Source organism: Mesorhizobium sp. M5C.F.Ca.ET.164.01.1.1 (assembly GCF_004792125.1).
Taxonomy (GTDB): domain Bacteria; phylum Pseudomonadota; class Alphaproteobacteria; order Rhizobiales; family Rhizobiaceae; genus Mesorhizobium; species Mesorhizobium wenxiniae.
The window spans coordinates 2,419,236-2,445,201 of the sequence record NZ_SRTG01000001.1 but is presented as its reverse complement, the minus strand read 5'-3'; the positions used below and the strand labels follow the sequence as shown (position 1 = coordinate 2,445,201).

At 62.8% G+C, this 25,966-nt stretch carries 23 protein-coding genes; 12 read left to right on the top strand and 11 right to left on the bottom strand.

The window, feature by feature from the left end:
- Positions 1-86: 86 nt before the first annotated feature.
- The 4 genes from aceA (at position 87) to EN807_RS12125 (ending at position 3,038) form a co-directional block, all read left to right on the top strand.
- A complete protein-coding gene (gene aceA / locus EN807_RS12140; protein ID WP_135935086.1) occupies positions 87-1,376 on the top strand; it encodes an isocitrate lyase in 1,290 nt (429 codons plus the stop codon).
- Positions 1,377-1,442: 66 nt separating this feature from the next.
- Positions 1,443-1,685 carry a hypothetical protein gene (locus tag EN807_RS12135; RefSeq protein ID WP_126043653.1) on the top strand — a complete coding sequence of 81 codons (243 nt, stop codon included), beginning with the start codon at positions 1,443-1,445 and terminating at the stop codon, positions 1,683-1,685.
- Positions 1,686-1,993: 308 nt separating this feature from the next.
- The gene (locus EN807_RS12130) at positions 1,994-2,383 is read left to right on the top strand and encodes a response regulator (protein WP_246684069.1); all 390 of its coding nucleotides are present in this window, start codon (positions 1,994-1,996) and stop codon (positions 2,381-2,383) included.
- A 211-nt stretch (positions 2,384-2,594) separates the two neighbouring features.
- Positions 2,595-3,038 (top strand): Fur family transcriptional regulator, encoded by a 444-nt coding sequence (locus EN807_RS12125; protein ID WP_029348428.1) that lies wholly within the window; start codon positions 2,595-2,597, stop codon positions 3,036-3,038.
- Between the two features lie 10 nt (positions 3,039-3,048).
- Here EN807_RS12125 and EN807_RS12120 read toward each other — a convergent pair whose 3' ends face one another.
- The 5 genes from EN807_RS12120 to EN807_RS12100 all read right to left on the bottom strand — a co-directional run bounded on the left by EN807_RS12120 (position 3,049) and on the right by EN807_RS12100 (position 7,543).
- Complete coding sequence (locus EN807_RS12120) at positions 3,049-3,894, bottom strand: metal ABC transporter permease (RefSeq protein ID WP_135935084.1); 846 nt, start codon at positions 3,892-3,894, stop codon at positions 3,049-3,051.
- A complete protein-coding gene (gene sitC / locus EN807_RS12115) occupies positions 3,891-4,748 on the bottom strand; it encodes an iron/manganese ABC transporter permease subunit SitC (RefSeq protein ID WP_135935083.1) in 858 nt (285 codons plus the stop codon). Before sitC ends, EN807_RS12120 begins: the two co-directional genes overlap by 4 nt.
- A complete protein-coding gene (locus tag EN807_RS12110; RefSeq protein ID WP_135935082.1) occupies positions 4,745-5,650 on the bottom strand; it encodes a manganese/iron ABC transporter ATP-binding protein in 906 nt (301 codons plus the stop codon). Before EN807_RS12110 ends, sitC begins: the two co-directional genes overlap by 4 nt.
- The gene (locus EN807_RS12105) at positions 5,647-6,567 is read right to left on the bottom strand and encodes a metal ABC transporter substrate-binding protein (RefSeq protein ID WP_135935081.1); all 921 of its coding nucleotides are present in this window, start codon (positions 6,565-6,567) and stop codon (positions 5,647-5,649) included. The genes EN807_RS12110 and EN807_RS12105 overlap by 4 nt, the downstream gene beginning before the upstream one ends.
- 259 nt (positions 6,568-6,826) lie before the next feature.
- Positions 6,827-7,543 carry an HAD family hydrolase gene (locus tag EN807_RS12100; protein ID WP_135935080.1) on the bottom strand — a complete coding sequence of 239 codons (717 nt, stop codon included), beginning with the start codon at positions 7,541-7,543 and terminating at the stop codon, positions 6,827-6,829.
- A gap of 149 nt (positions 7,544-7,692) precedes the next feature.
- On the opposite strand from EN807_RS12100, the gene EN807_RS12095 reads away from it, so the two are divergent.
- The 4 genes from EN807_RS12095 to EN807_RS12080 all read left to right on the top strand — a co-directional run bounded on the left by EN807_RS12095 (position 7,693) and on the right by EN807_RS12080 (position 11,967).
- Positions 7,693-9,129 carry a glutamine synthetase family protein gene (locus EN807_RS12095; RefSeq protein WP_189522395.1) on the top strand — a complete coding sequence of 479 codons (1,437 nt, stop codon included), beginning with the start codon at positions 7,693-7,695 and terminating at the stop codon, positions 9,127-9,129.
- A gap of 40 nt (positions 9,130-9,169) precedes the next feature.
- Positions 9,170-9,523: a four helix bundle protein gene (locus EN807_RS12090; protein ID WP_135935078.1), complete on the top strand. Its 354-nt coding sequence runs from the start codon at positions 9,170-9,172 to the stop codon at positions 9,521-9,523.
- Between the two features lie 109 nt (positions 9,524-9,632).
- Positions 9,633-10,919, top strand: a complete 1,287-nt coding sequence (locus EN807_RS12085) for an FAD-binding oxidoreductase (protein ID WP_135935077.1) — start codon at positions 9,633-9,635, stop codon at positions 10,917-10,919.
- Between the two features lie 229 nt (positions 10,920-11,148).
- A complete protein-coding gene (locus EN807_RS12080) occupies positions 11,149-11,967 on the top strand; it encodes an SH3 domain-containing protein (RefSeq protein ID WP_189522394.1) in 819 nt (272 codons plus the stop codon).
- Positions 11,968-12,092: 125 nt separating this feature from the next.
- On the opposite strand, the gene EN807_RS12075 is transcribed toward EN807_RS12080, so the two are convergent.
- Positions 12,093-12,839, bottom strand: a complete 747-nt coding sequence (locus tag EN807_RS12075) for an SDR family oxidoreductase (protein WP_135935075.1) — start codon at positions 12,837-12,839, stop codon at positions 12,093-12,095.
- A gap of 306 nt (positions 12,840-13,145) precedes the next feature.
- Here EN807_RS12075 and zwf point away from each other — a divergent pair, with 306 nt between their 5' ends.
- The 3 genes from zwf (at position 13,146) to edd (ending at position 17,230) form a co-directional block, all read left to right on the top strand.
- Positions 13,146-14,615, top strand: a complete 1,470-nt coding sequence (zwf, locus tag EN807_RS12070) for a glucose-6-phosphate dehydrogenase (protein WP_135935074.1) — start codon at positions 13,146-13,148, stop codon at positions 14,613-14,615.
- Positions 14,597-15,313, top strand: a complete 717-nt coding sequence (gene pgl / locus EN807_RS12065) for a 6-phosphogluconolactonase (protein WP_135935073.1) — start codon at positions 14,597-14,599, stop codon at positions 15,311-15,313. Before zwf ends, pgl begins: the two co-directional genes overlap by 19 nt.
- 72 nt (positions 15,314-15,385) lie before the next feature.
- Positions 15,386-17,230 carry a phosphogluconate dehydratase gene (gene edd / locus EN807_RS12060; RefSeq protein WP_135935072.1) on the top strand — a complete coding sequence of 615 codons (1,845 nt, stop codon included), beginning with the start codon at positions 15,386-15,388 and terminating at the stop codon, positions 17,228-17,230.
- 458 nt (positions 17,231-17,688) lie between these two features.
- Here edd and EN807_RS35495 read toward each other — a convergent pair whose 3' ends face one another.
- The 4 genes from EN807_RS35495 to EN807_RS12045 all read right to left on the bottom strand — a co-directional run bounded on the left by EN807_RS35495 (position 17,689) and on the right by EN807_RS12045 (position 22,034).
- Positions 17,689-17,847, bottom strand: a complete 159-nt coding sequence (locus EN807_RS35495; protein ID WP_156768488.1) for a hypothetical protein — start codon at positions 17,845-17,847, stop codon at positions 17,689-17,691.
- Between the two features lie 113 nt (positions 17,848-17,960).
- Entirely contained in the window at positions 17,961-18,944 is a 984-nt protein-coding gene (locus EN807_RS12055) for an FAD binding domain-containing protein (RefSeq protein ID WP_135935071.1), read from the bottom strand.
- Positions 18,945-18,972: 28 nt separating this feature from the next.
- The gene (locus tag EN807_RS12050) at positions 18,973-21,381 is read right to left on the bottom strand and encodes a xanthine dehydrogenase family protein molybdopterin-binding subunit (RefSeq protein WP_065010761.1); all 2,409 of its coding nucleotides are present in this window, start codon (positions 21,379-21,381) and stop codon (positions 18,973-18,975) included.
- Positions 21,381-22,034: a (2Fe-2S)-binding protein gene (locus tag EN807_RS12045; RefSeq protein ID WP_082982616.1), complete on the bottom strand. Its 654-nt coding sequence runs from the start codon at positions 22,032-22,034 to the stop codon at positions 21,381-21,383. The genes EN807_RS12050 and EN807_RS12045 overlap by 1 nt, the downstream gene beginning before the upstream one ends.
- 607 nt (positions 22,035-22,641) lie before the next feature.
- On the opposite strand from EN807_RS12045, the gene EN807_RS12040 reads away from it, so the two are divergent.
- Positions 22,642-23,577 carry an acetylserotonin O-methyltransferase gene (locus tag EN807_RS12040; protein ID WP_246684068.1) on the top strand — a complete coding sequence of 312 codons (936 nt, stop codon included), beginning with the start codon at positions 22,642-22,644 and terminating at the stop codon, positions 23,575-23,577.
- 667 nt (positions 23,578-24,244) lie between these two features.
- On the opposite strand, the gene EN807_RS12035 is transcribed toward EN807_RS12040, so the two are convergent.
- Positions 24,245-25,906: a VWA domain-containing protein gene (locus EN807_RS12035; RefSeq protein WP_135935070.1), complete on the bottom strand. Its 1,662-nt coding sequence runs from the start codon at positions 25,904-25,906 to the stop codon at positions 24,245-24,247.
- Positions 25,907-25,966 lie beyond the last annotated feature (60 nt).

Below are 25,966 nucleotides of genomic sequence, written 5' to 3'. Positions count from 1 at the left end.
ATGTAAATGCTGTCACACCAAAGCGGCGCGGAATTCTCCATGAGGCGGCGCCTCCATCCCAGCAGCGATTTACCCGGAGTGACCAAATGACCGATTTTTACAACCTCGTCCCCTCGGCGCCGGAAGGCCGCTTCGACGGTATCGAGCGGCCCTACTCGCCAGAGGACGTGAAGCGGCTGCGCGGTTCGGTCCAGATCCGGCAGAGCCTCGCCGAAATGGGCGCCAACCGGCTCTGGCAGCTCATCCACGAGGAGGATTTCGTCAACGCGCTCGGCGCCATGTCGGGCAACCAGGCAATGCAGCAGGTCCGGGCCGGCCTGAAGGCAATCTATCTGTCCGGGTGGCAGGTCGCAGCCGACGCAAATACCGCGTCCGCCATGTATCCGGACCAGTCGCTTTATCCCGCCAATGCGGCGCCCGAACTGGTCAAGCGCATCAACCGCACCCTGCAGCGCGCCGACCAGATCGAGACCTCCGAAGGCAAAGGGCTTTCGGTCGACACCTGGTTCGCGCCGATCGTCGCCGATGCGGAAGCCGGATTCGGCGGACCGCTCAATGCCTTCGAGATCATGAAGGCCTTCATCGAGGCGGGTGCCGCCGGCGTCCATTACGAGGACCAGTTGGCGTCGGAGAAGAAATGCGGCCATCTCGGCGGTAAGGTGCTGATCCCGACCGCCGCACACATCCGCAACCTCAACGCCGCGCGACTTGCTGCCGACGTCATGGGCACGCCGACGCTGGTCGTCGCGCGCACCGACGCGGAAGCGGCAAAGCTGCTCACCTCCGACATCGACGAGCGCGACCAGCCGTTCGTCGACTATGGCGCCGGCCGCACGGTGGAAGGCTTCTACCACGTCAGGAACGGCATCGAGCCTTGCATCGCGCGGGCTGTCGCCTACGCGCCCCACGCCGACCTGATCTGGTGCGAAACCTCCAAGCCCGATCTGGCGCAGGCCAAGAAGTTCGCCGAGGGCGTGCACAGGGACCATCCCGGCAAGCTTCTCGCCTATAATTGCTCGCCGTCGTTCAACTGGAAGAAGAACCTCGACGATGCCACGATCGCCAGGTTCCAGAAGGAACTCGGCGCCATGGGCTACAAGTTCCAGTTCATCACGCTAGCCGGTTTTCACCAGCTCAATTTCGGCATGTTCGAACTCGCCCGCGGCTACAAGGCGCGGCAGATGGCGGCCTATTCCGAGTTGCAGGAAGCGGAGTTCGCGGCGGAAGCCCACGGCTACACCGCGACCAAGCACCAGCGCGAAGTCGGCACCGGCTATTTCGACGCCGTGTCGATGGCGATCACCGGTGGCCGGTCTTCGACTACGGCCATGCACGAATCGACCGAGCACGCCCAGTTCAAACCGGCGGCGGAATAGCAGCAAGGCAACAGAATAGAGGAACGCCCCCAAAGGGGGTATAAAATACGCTGAAGGAGAAGACCAATGGCATCGATAAGCCGCGTCAAGGAACGGGCCGAAGAACAGGCCACCACCATGAACGTCGACCAGCAAGCGACCATCCGCATGCTGGCGAATGACCTGCACAGGCTCAACCAGTCGGTGATGAAGGCGGTCGAGGCCGGTGTGTCGGTGGAGCTCGTGCGCTCGGCACGGCACCATGGCGGCGACGGCAACTGGGGCGATCTGCTGATCCCGGTTATCGTCACGCAGCGGAGCCTCGGCTGACCGAAATCCGACCAAAGCCGGTCGGTGGTTACGGCATCACCTGCGCAGTCTGCGCAGGTGATCTGCGTTTGCATGACCAGTTGCATACGGGCCCAAAACAGACCTTGCTTTAAATTTTAACGTTTCTTGCGATATTCTGGATGTCCGCATTTCAGCTTGACATAGGCAGCGAGCTCACTGCAATTGTTTCTAAAGTTTCAACCCTGCATTGAAACCAGACGAGTGCCCGCCCGCTCATGCGCCCCGTGAATCGCGATACCAAGGCTGTAAACCCTCTGACTTTGGTGAGCCGGAATGTGGACCCCGAGATGCTCACGGACTTCACCCGCGTGCTCGTCGTCGGGAAATCGCCGGTCAACAGGGTGGTGGTTTCGAAAATCGTCGAACGATCCGGACTCAAACCGACTTCGGAATCGCCCGAGGCGGCAGCAACGACATTGCGATCGCTCATTCCCGGAGCTGTCGTCCTCGATGGCGGAGCTGACAACAAGGACTGCGACGCGCTGATGTCCGGTATCGACGCGCTGCGACGCACCTCGGGCAGGTCGCTTCCCTCGGTGATCCTGCTTTCGACCAAGAACGGCACACCGGAGAGCCTCGGCCTGTCGAGCGTCGTCGATGCAGTTGTCGTCAAACCGATCACGACCGAACGGCTGCAGCCAGTGATCGACCATTTGATCGGGCTCGCACGCAGCTAGCCGACGTCCGATCCGGCTTACACGCCTTTCCTCGCTTCTTGCGATCGAATCTGGGTATTTATGTCAGTACGCGAGCGCTCGGTACCGCCTGACAATGAGCCCCGCTACGTCTCCTTTTGCAATTGCGACGCATCTGGGATAGCACCTTCGAACAAATCCGCAGGCATGTTCCGACTTCGCGACATGGCTGTCGATATCGGCGGATAATGACATGTCCTCAGAACAGACCATCGCCGCGCTTTGCAGGAAACTCGGACTGCGCATCACCGGTCCGCGCCGCGTCATCATGCGCGTTCTATCCGAATCCAGCGACCATCCGGATGTGGTGGAACTCCATCGCCGTGTTGTCGCCATCGAGCCGACGATCGCGCTCGCCACTGTCTATCGCACCGTCAGCCTTCTGCGCGAAAAGGGCATTCTGGAGCGGCACACCTTTGGCGATCGGCGCGCCAGATACGAAACCGTCCCCCGTGAGCATCACGATCATCTCATCAATATTGAGACGGGAGACGTCGTCGAATTCCAGTCGTCGGAGATCGAGCGGCTCCAAGAGGAAATCGCTCGACAGCACGGATTCACGATCATCAGCCACAGACTGGAGATCTACGTGAAGCCGATCCAGAAAACGCGACGCTCTCGTCAATCCGGAGAATGACCGCCCGTTTCTAGCGTTCCTCGCCAATCTCCATTCGGCCCACTTTGAGTGTGGTAACGGCGAAGGCCGCGACGAAGGCGGCGGACAGCATGAGAACGATGGTCGGCGCCGGTGCGCTGTCGATGAAGAAGGACAGATAGACGCCAAGAAACGACGCGGCGCCCGCGATCGCCACCGACAGGATCAGCATGGCGCTGAACTTCCTTGTCAGCAGGAAGGCGATGGCGCCAGGCGCGATCAGCATGGCGATGGCCATGATGATGCCGACCGCCTTCAGCGCGCCGACGATGGTGAGCGAGATCAGGCAAAGCAGGCCGTAGTGGAGCAGATTGACCCGAAGACCAACCGCGCGAGCCTGAGCCGGGTCGAAGGCGTGCAGCAGGAAGTCGCGCCACTTGATCCCGATGATGCCGGCCGTGATCGCAGCAATGAGCCCCGTTTCGACGATGTCGCGCAGGCCGATGCCCAGCACGTCGCCGAACAATATGTGGTCGAGATGCACGTCGGACTGGATCTTTACGTAGAGCACCAGGCCGAGGCCGAACATGCCGGAGAAGACGATGCCCATTACCGTGTCCTGCTTGATGCGGCTGTTGTCCTTGAGGAAGCCGGTGGCGAGAGCGCAGATCATCCCGGCGGCGAAGGCACCGACCGAATAGGGAAATCCAACGATGTAAGCGATGACCACGCCGGGAAAGACGGCGTGGCTGATAGCGTCGCCCATCAGTGACCAGCCCTTGAGAACGAGGAAGCAGGAGAGCAGCGCAGTCGGCACAGCGACCAGAACCGAAACAATCAGGGCATTGACCATGAAGCCGAACTGGAAGGGGGCAAGCAGCGTATCGAGGATGCTCATAGGCTGGCCTCCAACACCCGCGCCGCGCGGCGGCGGGCTGCCAGCATTCCATGCTTGGGGGCGAAGAAGAAGGCGGCGAGAAAGATCAGCGTCTGCAGGACGACGATAATGCCGCCGGTGGCGCCGTCGAGGAAATAGCTGGCATAGGCGCCGCTGATACTCGTGGCCGCGCCGATGACAACCGCGATGACGAGCAGGCGCGGAAAGCGGTCCGTCAGAAGATAGGCGGTCGCGCCGGGGGTCACCACCATGCAGATGACGAGGAAGGCGCCGACGGTCTGAAGCGCGGCGACCGTGGAGGCCGATAGCAGCATGAAGAACATGATCTTGAGCGCGCTCGGGTTGAGGCCGATCGAGCGGGCATGGCTCTCGTCGAAGAAAACCACCATCAGATCCTTCCATTTCACCAGCAGGATGGCGAGCGAGACGAAGCCTATGATGGCGAGCTGAAGCGTGTCTTCCGGGGTGATGGCCAAGATGTTGCCAAGCACGATCGTCTGAATATTCACGGAGGTCGGTGACAGCGACACCATGAACAAGCCGAGGCCGAAGAAGGAGGAGAAGATCAGACCGATGATGGCGTCTTCCTTCAGCTTGGTGCGCTGGTTGAGGAAGAGCATCGCCGCAGCGGCTAGCCCGCCGGAGAAGAAGGCGCCGATCGAGAAGGGAAGGCCCAGCATAAAGGCGCCGGCGACGCCCGGCACGATCGAATGCGAGAGCGCGTCACCGATCAGCGACCAGCCTTTTAGCATCAGATAGCAGGACAGGAAGGCGCAGACACCGCCGACCAAGGCGGACACCCACATGGCATTGAGCATATATTCGTAGCCGAACGGCTCGAGCAGGACACTCATTCGTCCGGTTCCCGCATCTTGTGCTGCATGGCTCCGTTCTCTCCGTAGAAGACCAGTGGCCGTTCGTCGTCGGTGATGACGGCAAGGCGGCGCCTGTCGTCGTCCTCATGCAGCCCGGCGCCGCCCAGCACGAAATGACGCAAGACGCCGCCGAAAGCCTTTTCCAGGTTCGCCTGCGTGAAAGTCTGGCCTGTCGGCCCGTAGGCAAGGACCGTATTCCGGAGCAGCACGGCACGGTCGCAGAACTCCGGCACGCTACCCAGATTATGCGTCGAGACCAGCATCACTCGGCCTTCGTGCCGGAGCGCGCGCAGCAGTTCGATGATAGCGTCCTCGGTCCTGACGTCGACGCCGGTGAAGGGCTCGTCGAGCAGGATGACGCGCCCGTCCTGCGCCAGCGCCCGAGCAAGAAAGACGCGCTTTTTCTGCCCGCCCGAAAGCTCGCCGATCTGGCGCTTGCGGAAATCGCTCATGCCGACACGCGCAAGCGCGGCTGTAACCGCCTCGCGATCAGCCGCCTTCGGAAGGCGCATCATGCCCATATGGCCGTAGCGACCCATCATGACGACGTCCTCGACCAGTACTGGAAAGTTCCAGTCGACCTCCTCGGCCTGCGGCACATAGGCGACGACGTTCTTCCTCAGCGCGGCCGCGGCCGGCTGTCCGAGAACAAGAATCTCTCCCTTTGCCAGCCGCAAGAAGCCCATGATGGCTTTGAACAGCGTCGACTTGCCCGAGCCGTTGACACCGACAAGTGCCGTGATCGTGCCTGTCGGAATTTCAAAGCTCGCATCCCGCAGCGCCGTGTGGCCGTTGCGGTAGGTGACGGTCGCGCCGCGGACGGCGAGACCGCCTCCCGCATCCTCAAACGCGGGGGCAAGAGGCGGAACGGCTTCGTTCATTGCGACAGCCCTGCGGCGAGGCCTTTCTGAACCGTATCCGATGTCACCCGCAGCAGGTCGATATAGGTCGGCACCGGGCCGTCCGCCTCGCTGAGAGAATCGACGTAGAGTACGCCGCCGTAATGCACCCCTGTCTCGCGCGCGACCTGCCGGGCCGGCTTGTCCGACACGGTGCTTTCGCTGAAGACGGCGACGATCTTGTTTTCCCTGACGGCGTCGATCACCTTGCGAACCTGCTGCGGGGTGCCTTGCTGGTCAGCGTTGATCGGCCACAAATAAAGCTCCTTCAGCTCGAAATCGCGTGCGAGGTAGGAGAAAGCGCCTTCGCTCGACACCAGCCAGCGCCTGTCCTGCGGGATCGAGGCAAGCTTATCGCGGATCGGCGCGACGGCCGCCTCTATCTTTGCCTTGTAGGCTTCGGCATTGGCCTTGTAGGTCTCGGCATGCGCCGGATCGTGCGCGACGAAGGCGTCGCGGATGTTGTCGACGTAGATCAGCGCGTTTGTCGGCGACATCCAGGCATGCGGGTTCGGTTTGCCCGTATAGGGTCCCTCGGCGATGCTCATCGGCTGGACGCCCTCGGAGACAATAGCGCCGGGCACGTCGCTGAGGTTCTGGAAGAACTTTTCGAACCAGAGTTCGAGGTTGAGCCCGTTCCACAGAATTAGCTGTGCACCTTGCGCCCGCTGAATATCGCCCGGCGTCGGCGCGTAATTGTGGATCTCCGCTCCAGGCTTGGTGATCGATTCCACGATTGCTGCATCGCCCGCCACGTTCTTCGCCATGTCGGCGATGACGGTGAAGGTCGTCACGGCCTTGAATTTTTCTTGGGCTTTCGCTGGGCTTGAAGCCACCGCCGCAGCGAAAACCGCAGCCATCAAGCCAACGACAGCCCGTCGTCCGTATCTCTCGAACATCAATTTCTCCTGTCGCGATTCTTAATGTCTCGCCGCGGGCCGCCATTGTGCGACTGCGGCGCGCTTTTCGCATATTCTGCAATTGCGACTGATTTGCAAGTAGAAAACGGCTTATCGTCGTGGATTGTGTGCGGCCGCGCGATTTGGCGTCGGCGACAGCGCGGCCCTGTGACGGAGCGGACGACAAGGACTGCGACACGCCGATGTCCGGCGTCGATGCGCCTGCAGCGCACGTTCGGTCCGACACCGAAACACGCGATCAGCCGGCTTTCCCGATGCTTTCGATCAGCCGGGGCAATTCCGAGAGATCGGCTATCTGGCGGAAGCGAGGCGCGGTGACCGGCGGCTCGACATGTTCCAGCGCCCAGGTCAGCTCATGCGGCACGTGGATACCCCAACTGCCGGCCTCGATCGCCGGCACCACGTCCGACTTGAGCGAATTGCCGACCATCATGCTTCTTTCGGCGCCATCACCGTGGCGGCTGAAGATATTGATATAAGTGGCCGGGCTCTTGTCGCTGACGATCTCGACGGCATCGAAAAGGTCACCCAGGCCCGATTGCGCCAGCTTGCGTTCCTGATCGAAGAGGTCGCCCTTGGTGATCAACACCAGGCGATACGCATCTGCCAGCTTTTCCACGGTTTCGCGCGCATGAGGCAGCGCCTCGATCGGATGGCCAAGCATCTCGCGGCCCGCGGCAAGAATCTCGGCGATGACCGAGGCCGGCGCGCGGCCCTCGGTAATTTCGATTGCCGTTTCGATCATCGACAGGGTAAACCCCTTGATGCCGAAGCCGTAGACGGCGAGGTTGCGCTTCTCGGCCTCCAGCAATCTTGCCGAGATGTGCTCCTGCTCGGCATGATCGGCGAGCAGCGCGGCAAAGCGCTTTTCGGTCATGCGGAAGAACTGCTCGTTCTGCCAGAGCGTGTCGTCGGCATCGAAGCCGATCGTGGTCAATTCATGATTGTTCTGCATTCGACGTCTTCAACCGAGGTCATTGAACTTGCGTCGAACCTAAGCCGCCCAGAGCAGTTTTCAACTGCGCAGGCGAACGCAACCGCGCTCCCCTTCCCTTCCCTCGCCGGCCCCGGCTATAATCCCAAATCCGCAACCCAATCTGGTGAATGATGCCGCCTGCAAAAAAGGAAGTCCGTCCGTCGAGCCGCGGAGGACGTATCCGCACGCCTGCCTTCTTGAAAAATCAACGTGGTGTGAAAAACTGGAAGGAAGTCGGCGCCTGGCTGGAGTGGCGCGGCATCGAGGATATCGAATGCATCACGCCCGACCAGGCCGGTGTTGCGCGCGGCAAGATGATGCCGTCGAAGAAGTTTACCTCCAACACTTCGCTGGCGCTGCCTTCGGCGGTGTTCATGACGACGATCTCCGGCGGCTATCCGGAGGACGGCAACGGCTTCCATTATCCGGAAGACGACGGCGACCTCAAGCTGATGCCGGACCTTTCCACGCTGACGGTGGTGCCGTGGGAGGAGGACCCGACGGCGGCGGTCATCTGCGACCTCGTCCACCAGGACGGCCGCTCGGTCGAGTTCACGCCGCGCAACGTGCTGAAGCGTGTGCTTGCCGCTTACGACAAGCGCGGGCTGAAGCCGGTGGTGGCGCCCGAGATCGAGTTCTACCTCGTGCGCAAGAATCCCGATCCGGACTACCCGCTGACGCCGCCGGTCGGGCGTTCGGGACGGGCGATCGGCGGTGGCGCCGGCTATTCGATCGCCGGCGTCAACGAGTTCGACGAGCTGATCGACGACATCTACCATTTCTCCGAAAGCCAGGGCCTGGAGATCGATACGCTGATCCACGAGGAAGGCGCCGGCCAGCTCGAGATCAATCTGCGCCATGGCGATCCGATCGAACTCGCCGATCAGGTGTTCATGTTCAAGCGCACCATCCGCGAGGCGGCGCTGAAGCACGAGATCTATGCCACCTTCATGGCCAAGCCGATCCAGGGGCAGCCCGGGTCGGCCATGCATATCCACCAGTCGATCATCGACAAGAAGACCGGCAGGAACGTCTTTTCTGCCGAGGACGGCTCGGAAACCGAAGCCTTCTTCCATTTCCTCGGCGGCATGCAGAAACATGTGCCGAACGCGCTGGTGATGTTTGCGCCCTATGTCAATTCCTACCGCCGGCTGACGCAGTCGGCTTCGGCGCCGGTCAACAACAAATGGGGCTACGACAACCGCACCACCGCCTTCCGCGTCCCGCGATCCGACCCGGCAGCCAGGCGAGTCGAGAACCGCATCCCTTCCTCCGACGCCAATCCCTATCTGGCGCTGGCCGCATCGCTCGCCTGCGGGCTGATCGGCATGACCAACAAGATCAAGGCCGAACCGCCGGTTCTCACCACCGCCAACGAGGCAGAGATCGACCTGCCGCGGAGCCTGCTCGAGGCTGTCGACCTGTTCGAAGCCGACGAGGAACTCTGCGCGCTGCTCGGCAAGTCGTTTGCCGCGACCTATGCGGCGATCAAGCGGGCGGAATTCGAGACCTTCATGGAAGTGATCAGCCCGTGGGAGCGGGAGTATCTGTTGTTGAATGTCTAGTAGGGCAGTACGGCAGTAGGGCAGTAGGGAGCGGCACGTAATGGCGAAAATCGAGTCCTACAGGGATCTGATCGTCTGGCAGCAGGCAATGGACCTGGCAGTATCAATCTATGAAGTGACACGAGCTTGGCCGAAAGACGAGATCTATGGAATGACAGGTCAGGTGCGTCGGGCAGCTACCTCAGTGCCTGCCAACATCGCTGAGGGTTACGGCCGAGAGAGCCGAGCTTCCTATCAGCAATTTCTCAGGATCGCCCAAGGATCACTCAAGGAACTGGAGATTGCGCACCGTGTCGGAATCGCCTCGCACGAGGCGGTCGAACCTTTGATGAACCGCAGCGAAAGCGTGGGGACGCTATTGCGCCTTCTGATCCGCAAATTGTCACCTGAATAGCCCCTACTGCCCTACTGCCCTACTGCCCTACTGCCCTACTGCCCTACTGCCCTACTGCCCTACTGCCCTACTGCCCTACTCCCCTACTCCCTACTCCCTGTCGATCATCATGCCCTACCAATCCCCAATCTCCCCCGGCCGCTCCTGGTACGAGGACACGGCCGGCCCACGGCCCGAATACAAGGCGCTCGACGGCGACCGGACATGCGACGTCGTCATCGTCGGCGGCGGCTTCACCGGCCTGTCGGCGGCGGCGCACCTTGCCAAGGCCGGCAGCAATGTCGTGCTGATCGAAGCGCATCGTTTCGGCGACGGCGCATCGGGCCGCAATGGCGGCCAGCTCGGCACCGGTCAGCGCGCCTGGGCCGAGGAGCTCGAAGCGGAATACGGCTTTTCCCGCGCCAAGGCGCTGTTCGACCTCGCCGAAGAGGCCAAGTCGCATCTCCTCGAATTCGCCGCCGTCAACAAGATCGAGATCGACTACATGCCCGGCCAGATCTCGGTGGCGCATAAGCAGCGCTATGTCGACGATTACAAGGCGCATGCCGAGATCATGGCGAACCGTTTCGGCTATCCGCACATCGCCTTCATGGACGCCAAGGAGACGGCTGAGCGGTTGGGCTCGACGCGTTATTTCGGCGGCACCCGCGACACCGGCACGGGGCACATCCATCCGCTGAAGCTGGTGATCGGCACGGCAAAGGTGGCGGCGCAGGCTGGCGCGCAGCTGTTCGAGCAGACGCCGGCGACCGGCATCGCGTCGCTTGGCGGCAAGGTCAGGGTTACGACGGCGAAAGGCACGATATCAGCCGAGAAATGTCTGATCGGCGTCAACGCCCATGGCGGCACGCTCGAGCCGATCAGTGCCGCGCACATCATGCCGATCGGCTCCTTCATCGGCGCGACGGTGCCGCTGGCGGCTGACACAAACGTGCTGCCGGGCGGTGAGGCGGTCGATGATTCCCGCTTCGTCGTGCGCTACTTCCGCAAATCGACGGATGGGCGGCTGCTGTTCGGCGGGCGCGAGATCTATGCCGTCAACGATCCGAAAGACATCCATGTCCACATCCGCCGGCAGATCGCCGAGCTTTACCCAGCGCTGAAGGCCGTCGAGATCACTCACGGCTGGGGCGGCTATGTCGGCATCACGATGCCGAGAAAACCTTTCGTGCGCGAGGTGATGGCCAATGTGATCTCTGTCGGCGGCTATTCCGGTCACGGCGTCATGCTGTCGAACTTTTTCGGCAAGCTCTATGCCGAAACCGTTGCCGGCAACCGGGACCGGCTGAGGCTGATCGAGGACCTCAAAATCCCGGCCTTTCCCGGTGGTCGACGCTTCCGCGCGCCTCTGCTCTTTCTTGCGCTCAACTGGTATGCCTTGAGGGACAGGATATAACCATAGATTGCAAAATCCCTTCCAAGTTGCAGAATCGAGCGCAAAGGTGCAGAATCCGCCCGGCAAGGGCGCAGTGATGCCACAATCGCCGGCAAAGGATGCCTGCTCAGGGCAGTTGAACGGGGACTTTGCGGGCCTGCCCGCGTTGGTTTGGGACCGATGCCGACCGAATGCCGGTTTTCCCGGCACAGGTCGTAAGAACGTCGGCCCGCAAATGGAGGTTGCAAGAGTGAGAGAGCCCTTCAGTTTCGGCACGCCGGAACGACGGCGCTTTGCGATGCAGTTTGGCTACGACGTGCGACCCAGGTTCTGGCAGCAAATCCGGTCGAACTTGCATCTGGTAATCGCCGCGTTTGGCACAGCAGCGCTGCTTGGCGTGGCCGCGCTGGCGCTATGGCTGGCATTGCCGGCCAACGAGAGACAAGCGGTCGCGAGTCCCGAGCAGATCGTTTCAAGCATTCCAGTAAAAACAACAAGGATCGTGCCGGCCGCGGCCTCGAAGGTCGCCGCGGTGCAACAGGCTGCGAGCAAGGCCGATGCGGTTTCGCCGGCGATGGTTGCGGCGAAGGCCGAGATACCGGCGCTGTCGCCCAATGATCCTCGCTGGACAGGATCGGGATCCACATCCGGCCAGATGGCAGGCAAGGCTGAACAAACGGCAGACAAGCCGTCCACTGCGGCGGCATTCGCCGATCCGACAGCGAAAACCAAAGTGGCAGCATTGATTGCCAAAGTCGCTGCTCCCACCAAGACGGCGACGGACGGTGCGCCAACCGCCGCCATCCCCACCCCGAAGCCGCTGCCGGCCGCGACACAGACGGATGGCGCCCAGGCCAAAGTCGAGGCCAAGCAAGCAAGCACGGCAGATATCGGACGCATCCTCAGGGGCGTCACCATGCGCACCGGTCCGAAGAACAGTGCGGCCGCCATCGTCACCATTCCCGCCAAGACCTCGGTTCAGGTGATGGGCTGCAAGAAATGGTGCCAGATCGTCTACAACGGCAAACGCGGCTGGATCTACAAGAGCTTCGTCAAGACCGGCGCCTAGGGCTGGTCAGGCGATCCCCCGACGTTGCACCACGGCTTGGATGGCTTCTGTAATACAGTCGGCCGCCGCGTCCAGCGAGGGCGATGACCGTCAAGTCAAACTTGAAACCGCCAGGGCCGGACGGCTCAGATGCAACGTCCACCGTCGACTTCCAGCGCCACGCCAGTGATGAAAGCCGCCTCGTCCGAAGCGAGCCAGAGCGCCGCGTTGGCTATGTCGAGCGGCGTCGAAAGCCGGCCAAGCGGGATCGACGCGCGGAATTTCTCGCGGATTTCGGGTGTGTCGGCGCCCATGAATTTTTCCAGCATGCCGGTCTCGCCGGCGACCGGGCAGAGGCAGTTGACGCGGATGTTCTTCGGCGCGAGTTCCACCGCCATGGACTTGGTCGCGGTGATCGCCCAGCCCTTCGACGCATTGTACCAGGTGAGGCCGGGCCGCGGCCTGATGCCGGCCGTCGAGGCCGTGGTCAGGATAATGCCGCCGCCTTGCCCATCCATGACCGGCACAACCGCCAGAGCGGCGTGGTAGATCGCCTTCATATTGACGGCCGTGATCAGGTCGAAGGTCGTCTCGTCGACCTCGAGCATATCGCCGTTGCGATGGGTGTAGCCGGCATTGTTGACCATGATGTCGATGCGGCCGAAGGCGCTCTTTGCGGCATCGACCATCTCGTCGAACTCGGAACGCAACGAGACGTCCGTCTGGGTCCAGATCGCCGCCCGGCCGATCTCGTTGGCGACGCGTTCGGCGCCCTTGGCGTTGAGGTCGGCGACAACGACCTTGGCGCCCTCCTCGGCAAAGCGCTTGGCGATACCCTCGCCGAAACCTGACGCGGCACCGGTAATGATGGCAACTTTGTTTTCCAGGCGCATGACTTTCTCACTCATGATTGAAGACGATCGCTCGGGCAGTCGCCGGCGATGGCCGCCGAAAGATCAGTATACACGCTCGATTTCTCCTTTGGCTTTCGCTTCGATCCCGCTCTATGCTGCATCTGCGAAGGCCACCCGGAACACCTCGCCGACAAGCCGCCGGGTTGCGCCAGTGTCAAGGCATACCTCAAGGCCAACCGGCAAAGACTCATTGACCTTGGGATGTGACGTCGTGGCACTGGAAAATCTAAATCGATTAGATTATATCGACCGCGTCACAGCGACCGGCGTTAAAGCGGACAGACCATGACCAGCCAGATCATTCCCGTCGAGCCTTTCGACTTCATCATTTTCGGCGGCACCGGCGATCTGTCGGAACGCAAGCTTTTGCCGTCGCTCTATCATCGCCAGCGCGGCCATCAATTTTCCGAACCGACGCGCATCATCGGCACGTCGCGCTCGAAAATGACCGACGAGGAATTCCAGGCGTTCGCCAGGCAGGCGATTTCCGACCATGTGAAACCGGCCGATATCGATGCCACGGAGCTGAAGACGTTTCTTGCTCGGCTTTCCTATGTCTCGGCCGACGCGACCAATGGCACGGGCTTCGACAAATTGAAGACGGTGATCGGCGACAGCGAACGCATCCGCGCTTTCTATCTGGCGGTGGCGCCGGCGCTGTTCGGCGACATCTCGCACAAGCTGAAAGAGAACGGTTTGATCACGCCGAACTCGCGCATCGTGCTGGAGAAGCCGATCGGGCGCGATCTCGCCTCGGCACGCGAGCTCAACGATCTGGTCGGCGATGATTTCCATGAAAGCCAGATTTTCCGCATCGACCACTATCTCGGCAAGGAGACGGTGCAGAACCTGATGGCGTTGCGCTTTGCCAACGCGCTCTACGAGCCGCTGTGGAATTCCGCCAATGTCGATCATGTGCAGATCACCGTGGCCGAGACCGTCGGCCTCGAAGACCGCGTCACGTATTACGACAAGGCCGGCGCTCTGCGCGACATGGTGCAGAACCACATGCTGCAGCTCCTCTGCCTCGTCGCCATGGAGGCGCCGTCATCGATGGACGCCGATGCGGTGCGCGACGAAAAGCTGAAGGTTCTGCGGGCGCTGAAACGCATCAACGGCAACGAAGCCCCCAAGCACACGGTGCGCGGCCAGTACCGTGCCGGGGCCTCGGCCGGCGGGCCGGTGAAAGGCTATGTCGAGGAGCTCGGCAAGAACAGCAACACCGAAACTTTCGTTGCGCTCAAGGCTGAAATCGGCAACTGGCGCTGGGCGGGCGTGCCGTTCTACCTCAGGACAGGCAAGCGGCTGGCGACCCGCGTCTCGGAGATCGTCATCGAATTCAGGCCGATTCCGCATTCGATCTTCGGCGACAGCGCCGGGCCGATCTCCGCCAACCAGCTGGTCATCCGGCTGCAGCCCGACGAAGGCGTCAAGCAGTTCATCATGATCAAGGATCCGGGGCCCGGCGGCATGCGGCTGCGCCAGATTCCGCTCGATATGAGCTTTGCGCAATCGTTCGACGGCCGCGCCCCCGATGCCTATGAGCGGCTGATCATGGACGTCATCCGTGGCAACCAGACGCTGTTCATGCGCCGCGACGAGGTCGAGGCGGCGTGGAAATGGATCGACCCGATCCAGGACGCATGGGAAAGCGCAAGGCAAGAGGCGCAGGGCTATACGGCCGGCACATGGGGTCCCTCGGCCTCAATTGCGCTGATCGAACGCGACGGGCGGACATGGCACGAGAGCAATTGAACGGCACCGCCTACAGCTGGCACGCGTTTGCCGAACGCCAGGACCTGGCGGCAGCACTTGCCGGCCACGTCGCAGGCCGCCTGACCAATGCAATCGCAGAGCGCGGCACGGCACTGCTCGCCGTTTCCGGCGGCACGACGCCGGCGAAATTTTTCGCATCGCTTTCGAATATCCCGATCGCCTGGAACAAGGTCACTGTGACGCTGGTCGACGAGCGTTGCGTGCCGGCCTCGTCGCCGCGCTCCAACGCCGGGCTGGTCGCCGCCAATCTTTTGCAAAACGCGGCCGCAGCCGCACGTTTCGTGCCGCTCTACCACGAGGCAGCAAGCATCGAGGATACGTGGGAGGCCGACAGCAGGATGTTGCGGTCGCTGCCTTGGCCGCTCGATGTGGTCGTGCTTGGCATGGGAACCGATGGCCATACCGCATCGTTCTTTCCGGACGCCGACAATCTGGAAAAACTGCTCGACCCGTCCTCGGAAAGGATCGTGTTCCCGGTCCACGCGGCAAGCGCCGGCGAACCGCGCCTGACGCTGTCGCTGGCGCGGATCGTCAGGGCCGGCTTCGTCGCACTGCACATCGAAGGCGAAGACAAGCGCAAGGCATTCGAGAGCGCGATGGGATCGGAAACGCGAAAACCCATTCGTGCCGTGCTCGACACAGCCGAGAGGCCCGTAGAGGTTTTCTGGGCACCCTGATTTCAACTTGCCGAGGTCCCCGGCAGACAGCCGGACGGTGTTTGCGGGACCTCGCCTGAAAGGACCGACGCCATGACCGCGAGACGCGACATCGAAACCATCACCGAGCGCGTCCGCCAACGCTCCAGACCGGGGCGCGAAGCCTATCTCGGCCGTATCGCCGAGGCATCGAGCCGCACCGCCAACCGGGCCGTGCTGTCCTGCGGCAACCTCGCCCATGGCTTTGCCGTCTGCAGCCCTTCGGAAAAGGTGGCGCTTGGCGGCGATCGGGTGCCGAACCTCGGCATCATCACCTCCTATAACGACATGCTGTCGGCGCATCAGCCTTTCGAGACGTTTCCGGCGCTGATCAAGGACGCGGCGCGCGAGGCCGGCGGCATTGCCCAGGTCGCCGGCGGCGTGCCGGCGATGTGCGACGGCGTCACGCAGGGCCAGCCCGGCATGGAGCTGTCGCTGTTCTCGCGCGACGTGATCGCCATGGCCGCGGCGATCGGCCTGTCGCACAACATGTTCGACGCGGCCGTCTATCTCGGCGTCTGCGACAAGATCGTGCCGGGGCTGGTGATCGCGGCGCTGACCTTCGGCCATCTGCCGGCGGTGTTCATCCCGGCCGGGCCGATGACGACGGGCCTGCCGAATGACGAGAAGGCCAAGGTCCGCCAGCTCTATGCCGAAGGCAAGGCAGGAAGGGCCGAACTGCTCGAGGCCGAGTCCAAATCCTATCACGGGCCGGGAACCTGCACCTTCTACGGCACGGCGAACTCCAACCAGATGCTGATGGAGATCATGGGCCTGCACACGCCAGGCGCCTCCTTCGTCAACCCCGGCACGCCGTTGCGCGACGCGTTGACCCGCGAGGCGACGAAGCGGGCGCTGGCGATCACCGCGCTCGGCAACGCCTACACGCCGGTCGGCCGGATGATCGACGAGCGCTCGATCGTCAACGGCATCGTCGGCCTGCACGCCACCGGCGGATCGACCAATCACACCATCCATCTGATCGCCATGGCGGCCGCGGCCGGCATCGCCATTACCTGGCAGGATATTTCGGACCTTTCGGAAGCCGTACCGCTGCTGGCGCGGGTCTATCCGAACGGCCTTGCCGACGTGAACCATTTCCATGCGGCCGGCGGGCTCGGCTTCCTGATCCGCGAACTGCTCGACGAAGGCATCCTGCACGAGGATGTCCAGACGGTTTGGGGCGACGGCTTGAGGCCCTATGCGGTCGAAGCCAAGCTCGGCGCCGATGGCGGCGTGATGCGCGAGGCCTCGCCGCGCGAAAGCGGCGACGAGAAGGTGCTGGCGCCGTTCAGGAAGGCGTTCCAGCCGACCGGCGGATTGAAAATGCTTTCAGGCAATCTCGGCCATGCCGTCATCAAGACATCGGCGGTGAAACCGGAGCGGCGCATCATCGAGGCGCCGGCCAAGGTGTTCGACAGCCAGCAAGGGCTCAACGAAGCATTCAAGGCCGGCTCGCTGACCGGCGATTTCATTGCCGTCATCCGCTTCCAGGGGCCGAAAGCCAACGGCATGCCGGAGCTGCACAAGCTGACCACCGTGCTCGGCGTCCTGCAGGATCGTGGCCAGCATGTGGCGCTGGTCACCGACGGACGCATGTCGGGCGCGAGCGGGAAGGTGCCGGCGGCGATCCATGTGACGCCGGAGGCGGTCGAGGACGGGCCGATCGCCAGGATCCATGACGGCGACATCATCAGGCTCGATGCCGAGGCCGGAACGCTGGAAGTGCTGGTGCCGGCCGGCGATTTCGCGCTGCGACGGGCGGCGGACAACGATCTTATCGCCAATGAATTCGGCTTCGGCCGCGAGCTTTTCGCTGGGTTCCGGCAAATGGTGGGCCGCGCCGATCATGGCGCCAGCGCCTTCGGAAACAACGTGGCGGAGTTGGCGCTGCAGTGAAAGGAGCGGCTCGCGACCGTCTGACACCGGCTGTCGATTGCCACGCAATTTTGGCTTTTGGCCACGATGTTACCTTTGAGCCATTATTGACCTAGCTCTCGTGACCGGTCATTCGTAGCCCAGGGATCGAGCGCTTCTGCGTCTTCCAGAAACGGCAAAGTCCGACCCCCAAGCGGAAGCTCGTTCGCCCCCGGCCGAATTCACGCCCATGACCCACCGCGAATGGCCGCTTAGCGCCGCATCTTGGTCATTCCGGGTACCATTGCCACTGCCCAAAACCAGACATTGCCGGCGACGACGCTGGAGTCGCGGTGCGCAATTCTACCGACGACATGTGCTTCGGGATGTGCCGAACTTTTTCTATGCAATCCGCCATTACCCACCCAGCTTGATCCCCAATATCCGCTCTCGAACAAAGATGACCTGTTGCCTGACAGGCATTCGCCTTGCCTTCCGTTTCAGTCACCAACCTTGACCTGCCCGGATGGACTAAGAAAGCAGATCCGGTTGGCAACGCATACATGCGGATGGACGAAGGAGTCGTCAGGGCCGACAGTGCCTGCCGTTGCCGTGCACCAGAAATTGGCGGTCGAGACATAGCCGGCGTCGAAGCTCATGCCATTCTCATACCCCATTCCGGGCGCGCCTTTCGAGCGCAGGCGCCGACAGACCAAGGGCGCCGTGTACGTGGGCTGCGACGTTGCCGTGCTCATCTGAGGCGACCTGCTGGTCAAGCAGCCCCAGCCGCCAGAATCGTGCGGCGGACCACGGTCTCCAGGACGGGCACCTTATAGCCGTTCTTCGACAGCGGAGTAGCATCCGCCACGGCAGCGCGGGCTGCCTGCCGCGCCAAATCATTCGTAACCTGTTTTCCGACAAGAAGCCGTTCGCTTTCGGTCGCGCGGCGAGGTGTTGGCGCCACCCAGCCCATGACAATCGAGGCACTTTGCACCATCTGCCCATCCATCATCAGAACGACCGCTACGTCGCAGATCGGCCAGTCGTAGCTGTCGCGCTCGGTCTGCTTGTGATAGGCGGCCTTCGCGCCGGCATTTGCCGGCGGGATGGTCACGCGCGTCAAAACCTCGCCGGCCTCGATGCCGGCGTCACGGGCGCGGCGCATTTCGGGCGGCAGGAGGAAGTCCGCGAGCTTCACCGCGCGCGGGCCGTCGGCGCCGCCGGCAAGTTCGACGCTTGCGTCGTAGGCGACCAGCGCCGTCGCCGGCGTGGAGGCGTGCACCATCGCATTTCCACCATTGTCGAAAATCGCGTGGTACTGGTTCTCCCCGACGCCGTCGCTCGCCATCTCACCGGCGCCTTCGCCGTGGAAATGATCGTGCCGAAAATACCAGCAGCGCGGCCGCTGCAGCAGATTGCCGCCGATGGTCGCGGCGTTGCGGACCTGCGGCGTCGCCGCATGGGCGGCAGCGTCCGACAGCGCCACATAGCGCGAGCGGATGCGCGGATCCTTGTCGATGCGGTCGAGCGTCACCAGCGCGCCGAGCACCAGCCCGTTTTCCGTTTCGATCTCGTCGAGGCCGCGGATGGTCTTCAGGTTGACGAGGCGCGCCGGCGCTAAAATCCCTTCCTTCATCAAGTCCAGAAGGTCGATCCCGCCTGCCTTTGCGACGACCGGACGCTGCTCTGTGCTTTCGGCAAGCAACCCGGCTGCCTGCTCGACGGTGGTGGCATCGGTCCATTCGAAGCTGTTCATGGCAATGCTCGACTCCTTGTGGCCGATTTCAGGCTCTCAGCGCCGCCAGCACGTTCGCCGGATTCATTGGCAACGTGCGGATCCGCTTCCCGGTGGCGTTGTAGAATGCGTTGGCGATCGCTGCGCTGGTCGCGACATTGCTGGCTTCCGCAATGCCTCGCGCATCGGTCGAGGACTGCGCCCCTATCTGCTCGATGAGCAGCACCTCGATCTCCGGCGTCTCGCGTGATCCGACCATCTTGTATTGATCAACGTTGGCATTGAGCTGATGGCCGCTCGCCGCGTCCAGGATGCGGTCCTCGTAGATTGCGAAGCTGACGCCCTGGATGATACCGCCGATCACCTGGCTCTCGACGAGCTTCGGATTGATCGGCCTGCCGCAATCGCTGGCGGCGACGACGCGCTCGACCTTGACCACGCCGGTCTCGACGTCGACCGCCACCTCGGCGAACTGGACGCCACCCAGCATATGGCGGCTGATGGAGGTCTCACCGGACATGGCAAAACCCTCATAGTCGTCGTGCCGCTTGGCGAGTTTCGAGATTTCGCCGAACTTGGCTTCCTTGGCTGCTTCCTTGAGCGGCCTTGCCGCTGCCTCCTTGCCGCGGACACCCACCTTGCCGTCGGCAAAGAATATGTCGTCGGGGCTGGCATTGTCGAAGATCGGTGCGAGGCGCGCGGCCATCTCGCGCGCCGCCGCATAGGCAGCATTACGGGCAGGCGCGGTCACCGAGGCGGTTACGCGGCTGCCGCCGGATGGCGGCCCCCACGGAAAGCGGGTGTCGCCGATATATACGCCGATGTCCTCGGCGTTGAGGCCGAACTCCTCGGCGACGACCTGGGCGAGCACCGTTCGCGTGCCGGTGCCGATGTCCTGCGTGCTGTTGTAGACAGAGACCGACCCGTCGTCGGCGACCCGCACCTCCACCGTCGTCGGCGGACTGACGACATACACCCACTGCGCCTGCGCCATTCCCATTCCGCGCTTCACCGGCCCGGCGTCGGAATTCGGCGGACGCCGTCGGCCCCAGCCGAACCGCTCGGCCCCTATTCTGCGCTCATGCGCCCGGGCAAGCATGTCGTCGGTGGGCTTCGTGTCGATGCGCTCGCGCAGGATCAGCGGATCGAGCTGCAGCCGATCGGCCAGTTCGTCCATAGTCTGCTCAAGCGAGAAGATGCCCTGCACTTGGCCAGGCGCCCGGAAAGCCGCGCACGGACCGGCATTGGTGAACACGTCATACTGCTCGGTGCGCATGTTCGGGCACGGATAGAGCGCATTGTAGCAGAAGCCGATGCCGGCGCCTCCGGCGATGCCGCCGGTGCCCCAGCTTATGACGTCAATTGCCGTCAGGGTGCCGTCCTGCTTGGCTCCGATCCGTACCCTCTGCAGGCTGTTCGGGCGATTGCCCGCCGAAATATGCTCTTCGCGACGGTCCAGCATCAGGCGCACCGGCGCGCCGGCTTTTTGCGACAGATGGATGGCGACGAGACCAAAATTGTTGATGCCGTATTTGGCGCCGAACCCGCCGCCGGTGAAGTCGCTGATCACCCGGATCTTGCTCTTGGGCAGATCGAAATATTCGGCCGCCTCATCGCGCACGCTGTGCGTGTGTTGCGTGGAGGCATAGATGGTCAGCCCGTCGTCGCGCCAGTCGGCGACGACACCGTGCGTCTCCATCGGCACGTGCGTCTGAACCTGCGTGCGGTATTCGGCCTCGACGGTCACGTCCGCTTCCGCCAGCCCCTTGTCGATATCGCCCGTGGGCGTCATGCCCGGCATGCCGAAATTGGGACCTCGCATGTTGCCCTTCTGCGGCAAGCCTTCCGGCGCGCCGCCGCCGCCGGCTGTCGACGGTTGCTCGACCGGCCCGGGAAAGACGAGCGGAGCCTCGCCGTCCATTGCCGCGTCGAGGTCGGTCACATGCGGCAAGCGCTCGTACTCGACCTTGACCAGCTTGGCGGCCTCGTCGGCGATCCGCTGCGTCTCGGCGGCAATGGCGGCAACGGTCTGGCCGGCGAAGCGGACGGTCGGGTATTTGTTGCCGGCCTCGGCTCCGGGATCGCGCGGCTGTGCTGATTGCAGCAGCTTCTCCAGCACATGCACGGCGCGCACGCCGGGGTAACGCTCTGCCGCGGAGGTATCGATCGAAATCACCCTGGCATGCGGCCAGGGGCAGACGACCTGCCGCGCGTAGAGCATCCCCGGCAGCTGCACGTCGAACGTGTATTTCGCTGCGCCCGTTACCTTCTGTTTGGCATCGAGCCGCGGGATCGACTTGCCGATGGAGCGCAGCTCGGCGTTCACCGGCAATTGCGGCGGCTCGTCGGCCGGCACCTGCCGCGTCACCTGCTCCATCTCCTGCCCGACGATGCCGTAGAGCAAGGATTGCGGACGCAACGCAGTCTGGTCGGCTGCTGGCTTATTTTCGCTGGCCATCAGGTGCCCCTCCTCCGATTCTGGTCGGCGACGTCGAGCACCGCCGCAAAGATGTTCGGGTAGGTGCCGCATCGGCAGAGATGGCCGCTGATAGCGGCCTTCACGTCATCGAGGCCGGCGTCGGGCTTGCGATTTATGAGCGCCGCGCAGCTCATGACCATGCCGGGCGTGCAGAAGCCGCATTGAAGAGCGTCGTGCTCAACGAACGCCTGCTGCACCGGATGCAGCCGGTCGCCGTCGGCAAGTCCCTCGATCGTGGTGATGCTCCTGCCCCGGGCATCGAGCGCCAGCGTCATGCAGCTGCTGGCGGGCTGTCCGTCGAGCCAGACCGTGCAGGCAGAACAGGCGCCGCGGTCACAGCCGATCTTGGCGCCGGTCAGGCCGAGCTGATTGCGAAGGATGTCAACCAGCGTGGTGGCCGGCTCCGCCTGCACCGGGACGCGTTGTCCGTTAATCGTGAGATCGATCGGGATCGGACCGGGGCCAAGCACTTCGTTGTCCTGCATGGAGCGGTCGACGGCTGCCCGCGCTGACCCTGCTTCCAGCAACGCCGCCCCGACCGCTGTAGTCCCACCGTGCTTGAGAAACGTCCGACGAGAGATGCCCGATCTTGTCGCTCCGGTCGAATCGTGACCGCGCCTCGGTTCCGTCATGCTTCACCTCCGGATCTATCATGGCGATCGCCATGCCGCGATGATCGTGCTGTTGCGCTGCCGCTCTGTCGCACGGTAGCTAGCGGCCTAGTCGGCTCCCGCCAGACGCGATCACAGCGAAGTGACCACCATGAAGATTCATGGATGCGTCGTGATCGGACGTCCTCTGTTAGGCAAGGAAAGGGTCGGCGAAGGTCTGCACCGAGTCACGACACGCGTCCCCGTGCTGAACCTCCACTCGCTGACATCTCACACTAGAAGCTGCCAGTCCGCTTTCGGCCCCGCTTGAGCCGTAGAGCGGCCGGGCAGGAAGGCGCCCCAATTCGGTCGTTGCTGAGGCCGTCGACTACCTCCGAAAGCGGACGTTTCGAACTGTTAAATATTCAGAGCGGCAGCGATGGACCCGATCACCTGGCGCCACGCAGCGCGGCCACGGTGCACGGGCCAGCCCCCGCACAGCCACAGCGCAAGACCATCTCATGTGATACAGAGGCGCTGCGGAGCTATCTGTTACAGCCAAGCCGGGCTCCATCTGTATCGCGGAAGGGGATGTGACATGGTGGACTCTGATCGGATCGACAACCTGATCGCAGCGGTGCCCCCCGCCTTGGCGCTTCGCGCCGGGCTGGACCTTGGCATCTTCACCCGGATCGGTGGCAGGGCGGTGACTGCTGACAGCCTTGGGGCCGCGCTCAAAGTCGAGCCCGATCGTCTGTCGCGGCTCCTCTACGCACTCGCCAGCATCGGTCTCCTTGAAGTCAAGGATGGTCAATTTCGCAACGGAGCCGAAGCGTCGGCCTTCCTCGACGCGTCCAAGCCGACCTATCGCGGCGGCGATCATGCGCTCCTGCGCGAACTTTGGGGAGCCGACCTGCTGACCGCAGAGTCGCTGCGACAGGACCGGCCGGCTGCGCTGCACGACTTTTCCGCAGCGGGGCCTGAGGCCGCGGCGGCCTTCAGCCGCATGCTCGCACCGGGCGGGGTGATTTTCGGCCGACATCTGGCCCGAGAGATGGACCTCTCGGCGATCGGTTCGGTGATCGACATCGGCGGGGGCCCCGGGACCATTCTCGTCGGACTTCGCGAGCAGCGGCCGCAGATTGCGGCGACGCTGATGGAACTCCCAACGGTCGCAGCGGTCGCGCCAGCTATCCTGTCAGAATACGGTGCCAACGACGTGGTTGTCGAAGAGGGGGACATAACTGTCGCGCCATCGATCGGTCGGCACGATCTGGCGATCCTGAAGGCCGTCGTCCAGGTCCTTCCGCCGGACCAGGCGCGCAGTTCGATCCTGAACGCGGCGCGTTGCCTGACGCCCGGAGGCGAGATCGCAATTGCGGGGTCAGGTGTCGTCGATGACGACCGCCTCGGCCCGCCTGAGGGTGTCTTTCTGAATCTCACCTTCTTGAACCTCTATCGCCACGGCGAATCGTACACTGAAGGTCAGTATCGCGCGTGGATGACCGAGGCTGGATTCCGGGATATCTCCAGATCGCGCCTGACGGACGGCTCCACGTTGTTTCGTGCGCGCCTCACGGGCTGACCGTGGCTGAATGGTTGGTTTCGGACGCAAGGATCTCCGAGGCGCCCTGACACTATCCGGGCAGCCTTGCAACTTCAGCGCCGAGAGCGTTCGCTTGTCCGGCGTCAACTCGGAGCGAGCCATATCTATGAGCTCGTATCGGCGAGCAACATTCCTTCCCGACGAATGGTTGAGGCGTGCGGTCTCCGATTGGAGCCGACCCTGACATGCGGAATTGCGACCCCTTATGAAAGCGTGCATTTTACAAAGTGACATTGGATGGAGAAGAGGCGCGAAGCTGACTTTACCACATCGAACGCGCTGGTCTCCTTTCAAGCCGATCCAACTTGAAAGCTGACCATCCGCCTGCGGCCAACTCCGGTCATTCGACAGACATAACGGGGATGGCCGTTCTTTGGCGTTGCCTACTCGTTCCGATCGACGAGACGAATGGCACATTCCACCATTTCGGACGTTCAGCCGACTAGTTCGGCGTCGACACTGCCTGCGAGGTAGAAATGCGAATGCCAGTCCGATCTGTACGACCACAGCGCCGGCCGCAATCCAAGGCCAAGCTCGGCAATTGTGGAGCGTATGCTTATCCAACGATCGGTCGATCGCCTCGATACCTTTCGCCTTCAAGGCCGTTTCCGTCGCGAGCAATCGACATCGGCATCGAATTGCGTCGCTACTGTACCGTCAGCTCGGCTCGCTCGCCGGCCTTGATGGTCACCGTGCTTTCCTTTGAGCTGTTGTCCAACTTCTCCGAGACGACCGCGTAGTCGCCGGCCGGCAGCGCCGCCTGATATTTCTCGTCATAGGCGTAACCGAGCGATTTGCGGTTGCCGTTGATGTCCTTCTTCGGATCGAAAATCTCGATCTTCGAAGCCCCTGGCGCGGTGACCGCCAGCACGCCGGCGTTCAAGGCGACTTTCACATCCTGAAACTCGCCGACCTTGACGCTGAACGGCTGCTCGACGACGGCAAGGTCGACCTCGGCAATCAACACATAGTCGTCGGGCGGCAGATCGAACTTGCTGTCGGGGCCATAGGCATGAGTCACTTCTTGCCTCGTTCCGTCGATCTTCTTCCTTGCCTTGAACACCTTGAAGCCGATGCCCGAACCGTCGGCCTTGTCGCCGCCGGCCGTATAGTAGGCGTTGGCGACGACATGTCCGACGCCGACGATGATGTCCTTGTCGATGACCCTGCCGGCAGCGAGCTGGATGGTTTCGGTAACCTCGCCCTTCCCGATCGTGACCGTCACTTTCTGGTCGCCGGCCGGCAACACGACTTTCGTGTCGCCATAATAGGTCGCGGGCATATCGACGCCCGGATAGGCGATCACGACAGCCGCGCCATCGGCCACATCCGCTCCCTCACTTGGCCGGGGATGAAGGATGAGCGTGCCGGCATTCAGGATGAAGAGGGGGTTGTAGACCTGGCCCGCCTCGACCTTGGCCTTCTGTTCGGTCCTGGCCTCGCCATAGCTCGCAACGACGATATAGTCGCCCGGCTCCAGATTGCCCTTGTAGGCGCCGTACTCGGTGGTGACGTAATCGCCGCGCGTGCCGTCGGACCTTGCCTTGTAGATCTCCCAGGAATTGCCGTCGGTGACGGGATTGCCGCCCTCGGCGAGCACCACGGCCGGCATGAAGTTGAACTCCGGCTTTTCCGGCTCGGGGGCCGGTTGCGGCGCAGGCGCTGGTTCGAGCGCCGGTGCGGGTGCGGCGGCGATGGTTTCGACCAGCGCGTCCTGTAGGGCTTGCTCGTCGGACGCCTGGATGTATTTGCCGCCGGTGTTGTCGGCGAGGCAAGCGACCTGCCTGCCCTCGTCCGCGGTCAGGCCGAAGCCGACGACGTTTACGGTGAAGTCGACACCGGCAGCCCTCAGTTCCTTGCCGAGCGCGCAAGGGTCACCTTTGCAGGTCTCGAGCCCGTCGGTGATCAGGATGACAGTGGCCTTGTCCTCGGTGTATTTCAGCGCCTCGGCCGCTTGGGTTACGGCTGATGTCAGCGGCGTCTTGCCGAGGAATTTCAGGCTGTCGGCGGCAGCGGAAACAGCAGCTGCCGAGCCTGCCTGCGGCGGCACAATGAGCTCGATATCCTCGCAACTGCCCTTCTCGCGATGGCCATAGGCCATGAAGCCGATTTCCCTATCGGCGGGGACCGATTGCAACACCGTTCGCAGCGATTCGCGGGCGATTTCGAGCTTGGGCTTGCCGTTGATCTGCGCCCACATCGAACCGGAAGCATCGAGAATGAGGATGACTCGGTCGGCAGCAAGGCCGAGCGTCGTCATCCCCAACAGGAGGATCGCCGCAGCGACGCTCCGTGCAAGTCCCGCCATGAAAATCTCCCCCAGTCAGTCTCTGCCAGGCAGTCTCTGCCAGTCAGGGGGGCGAAGCTA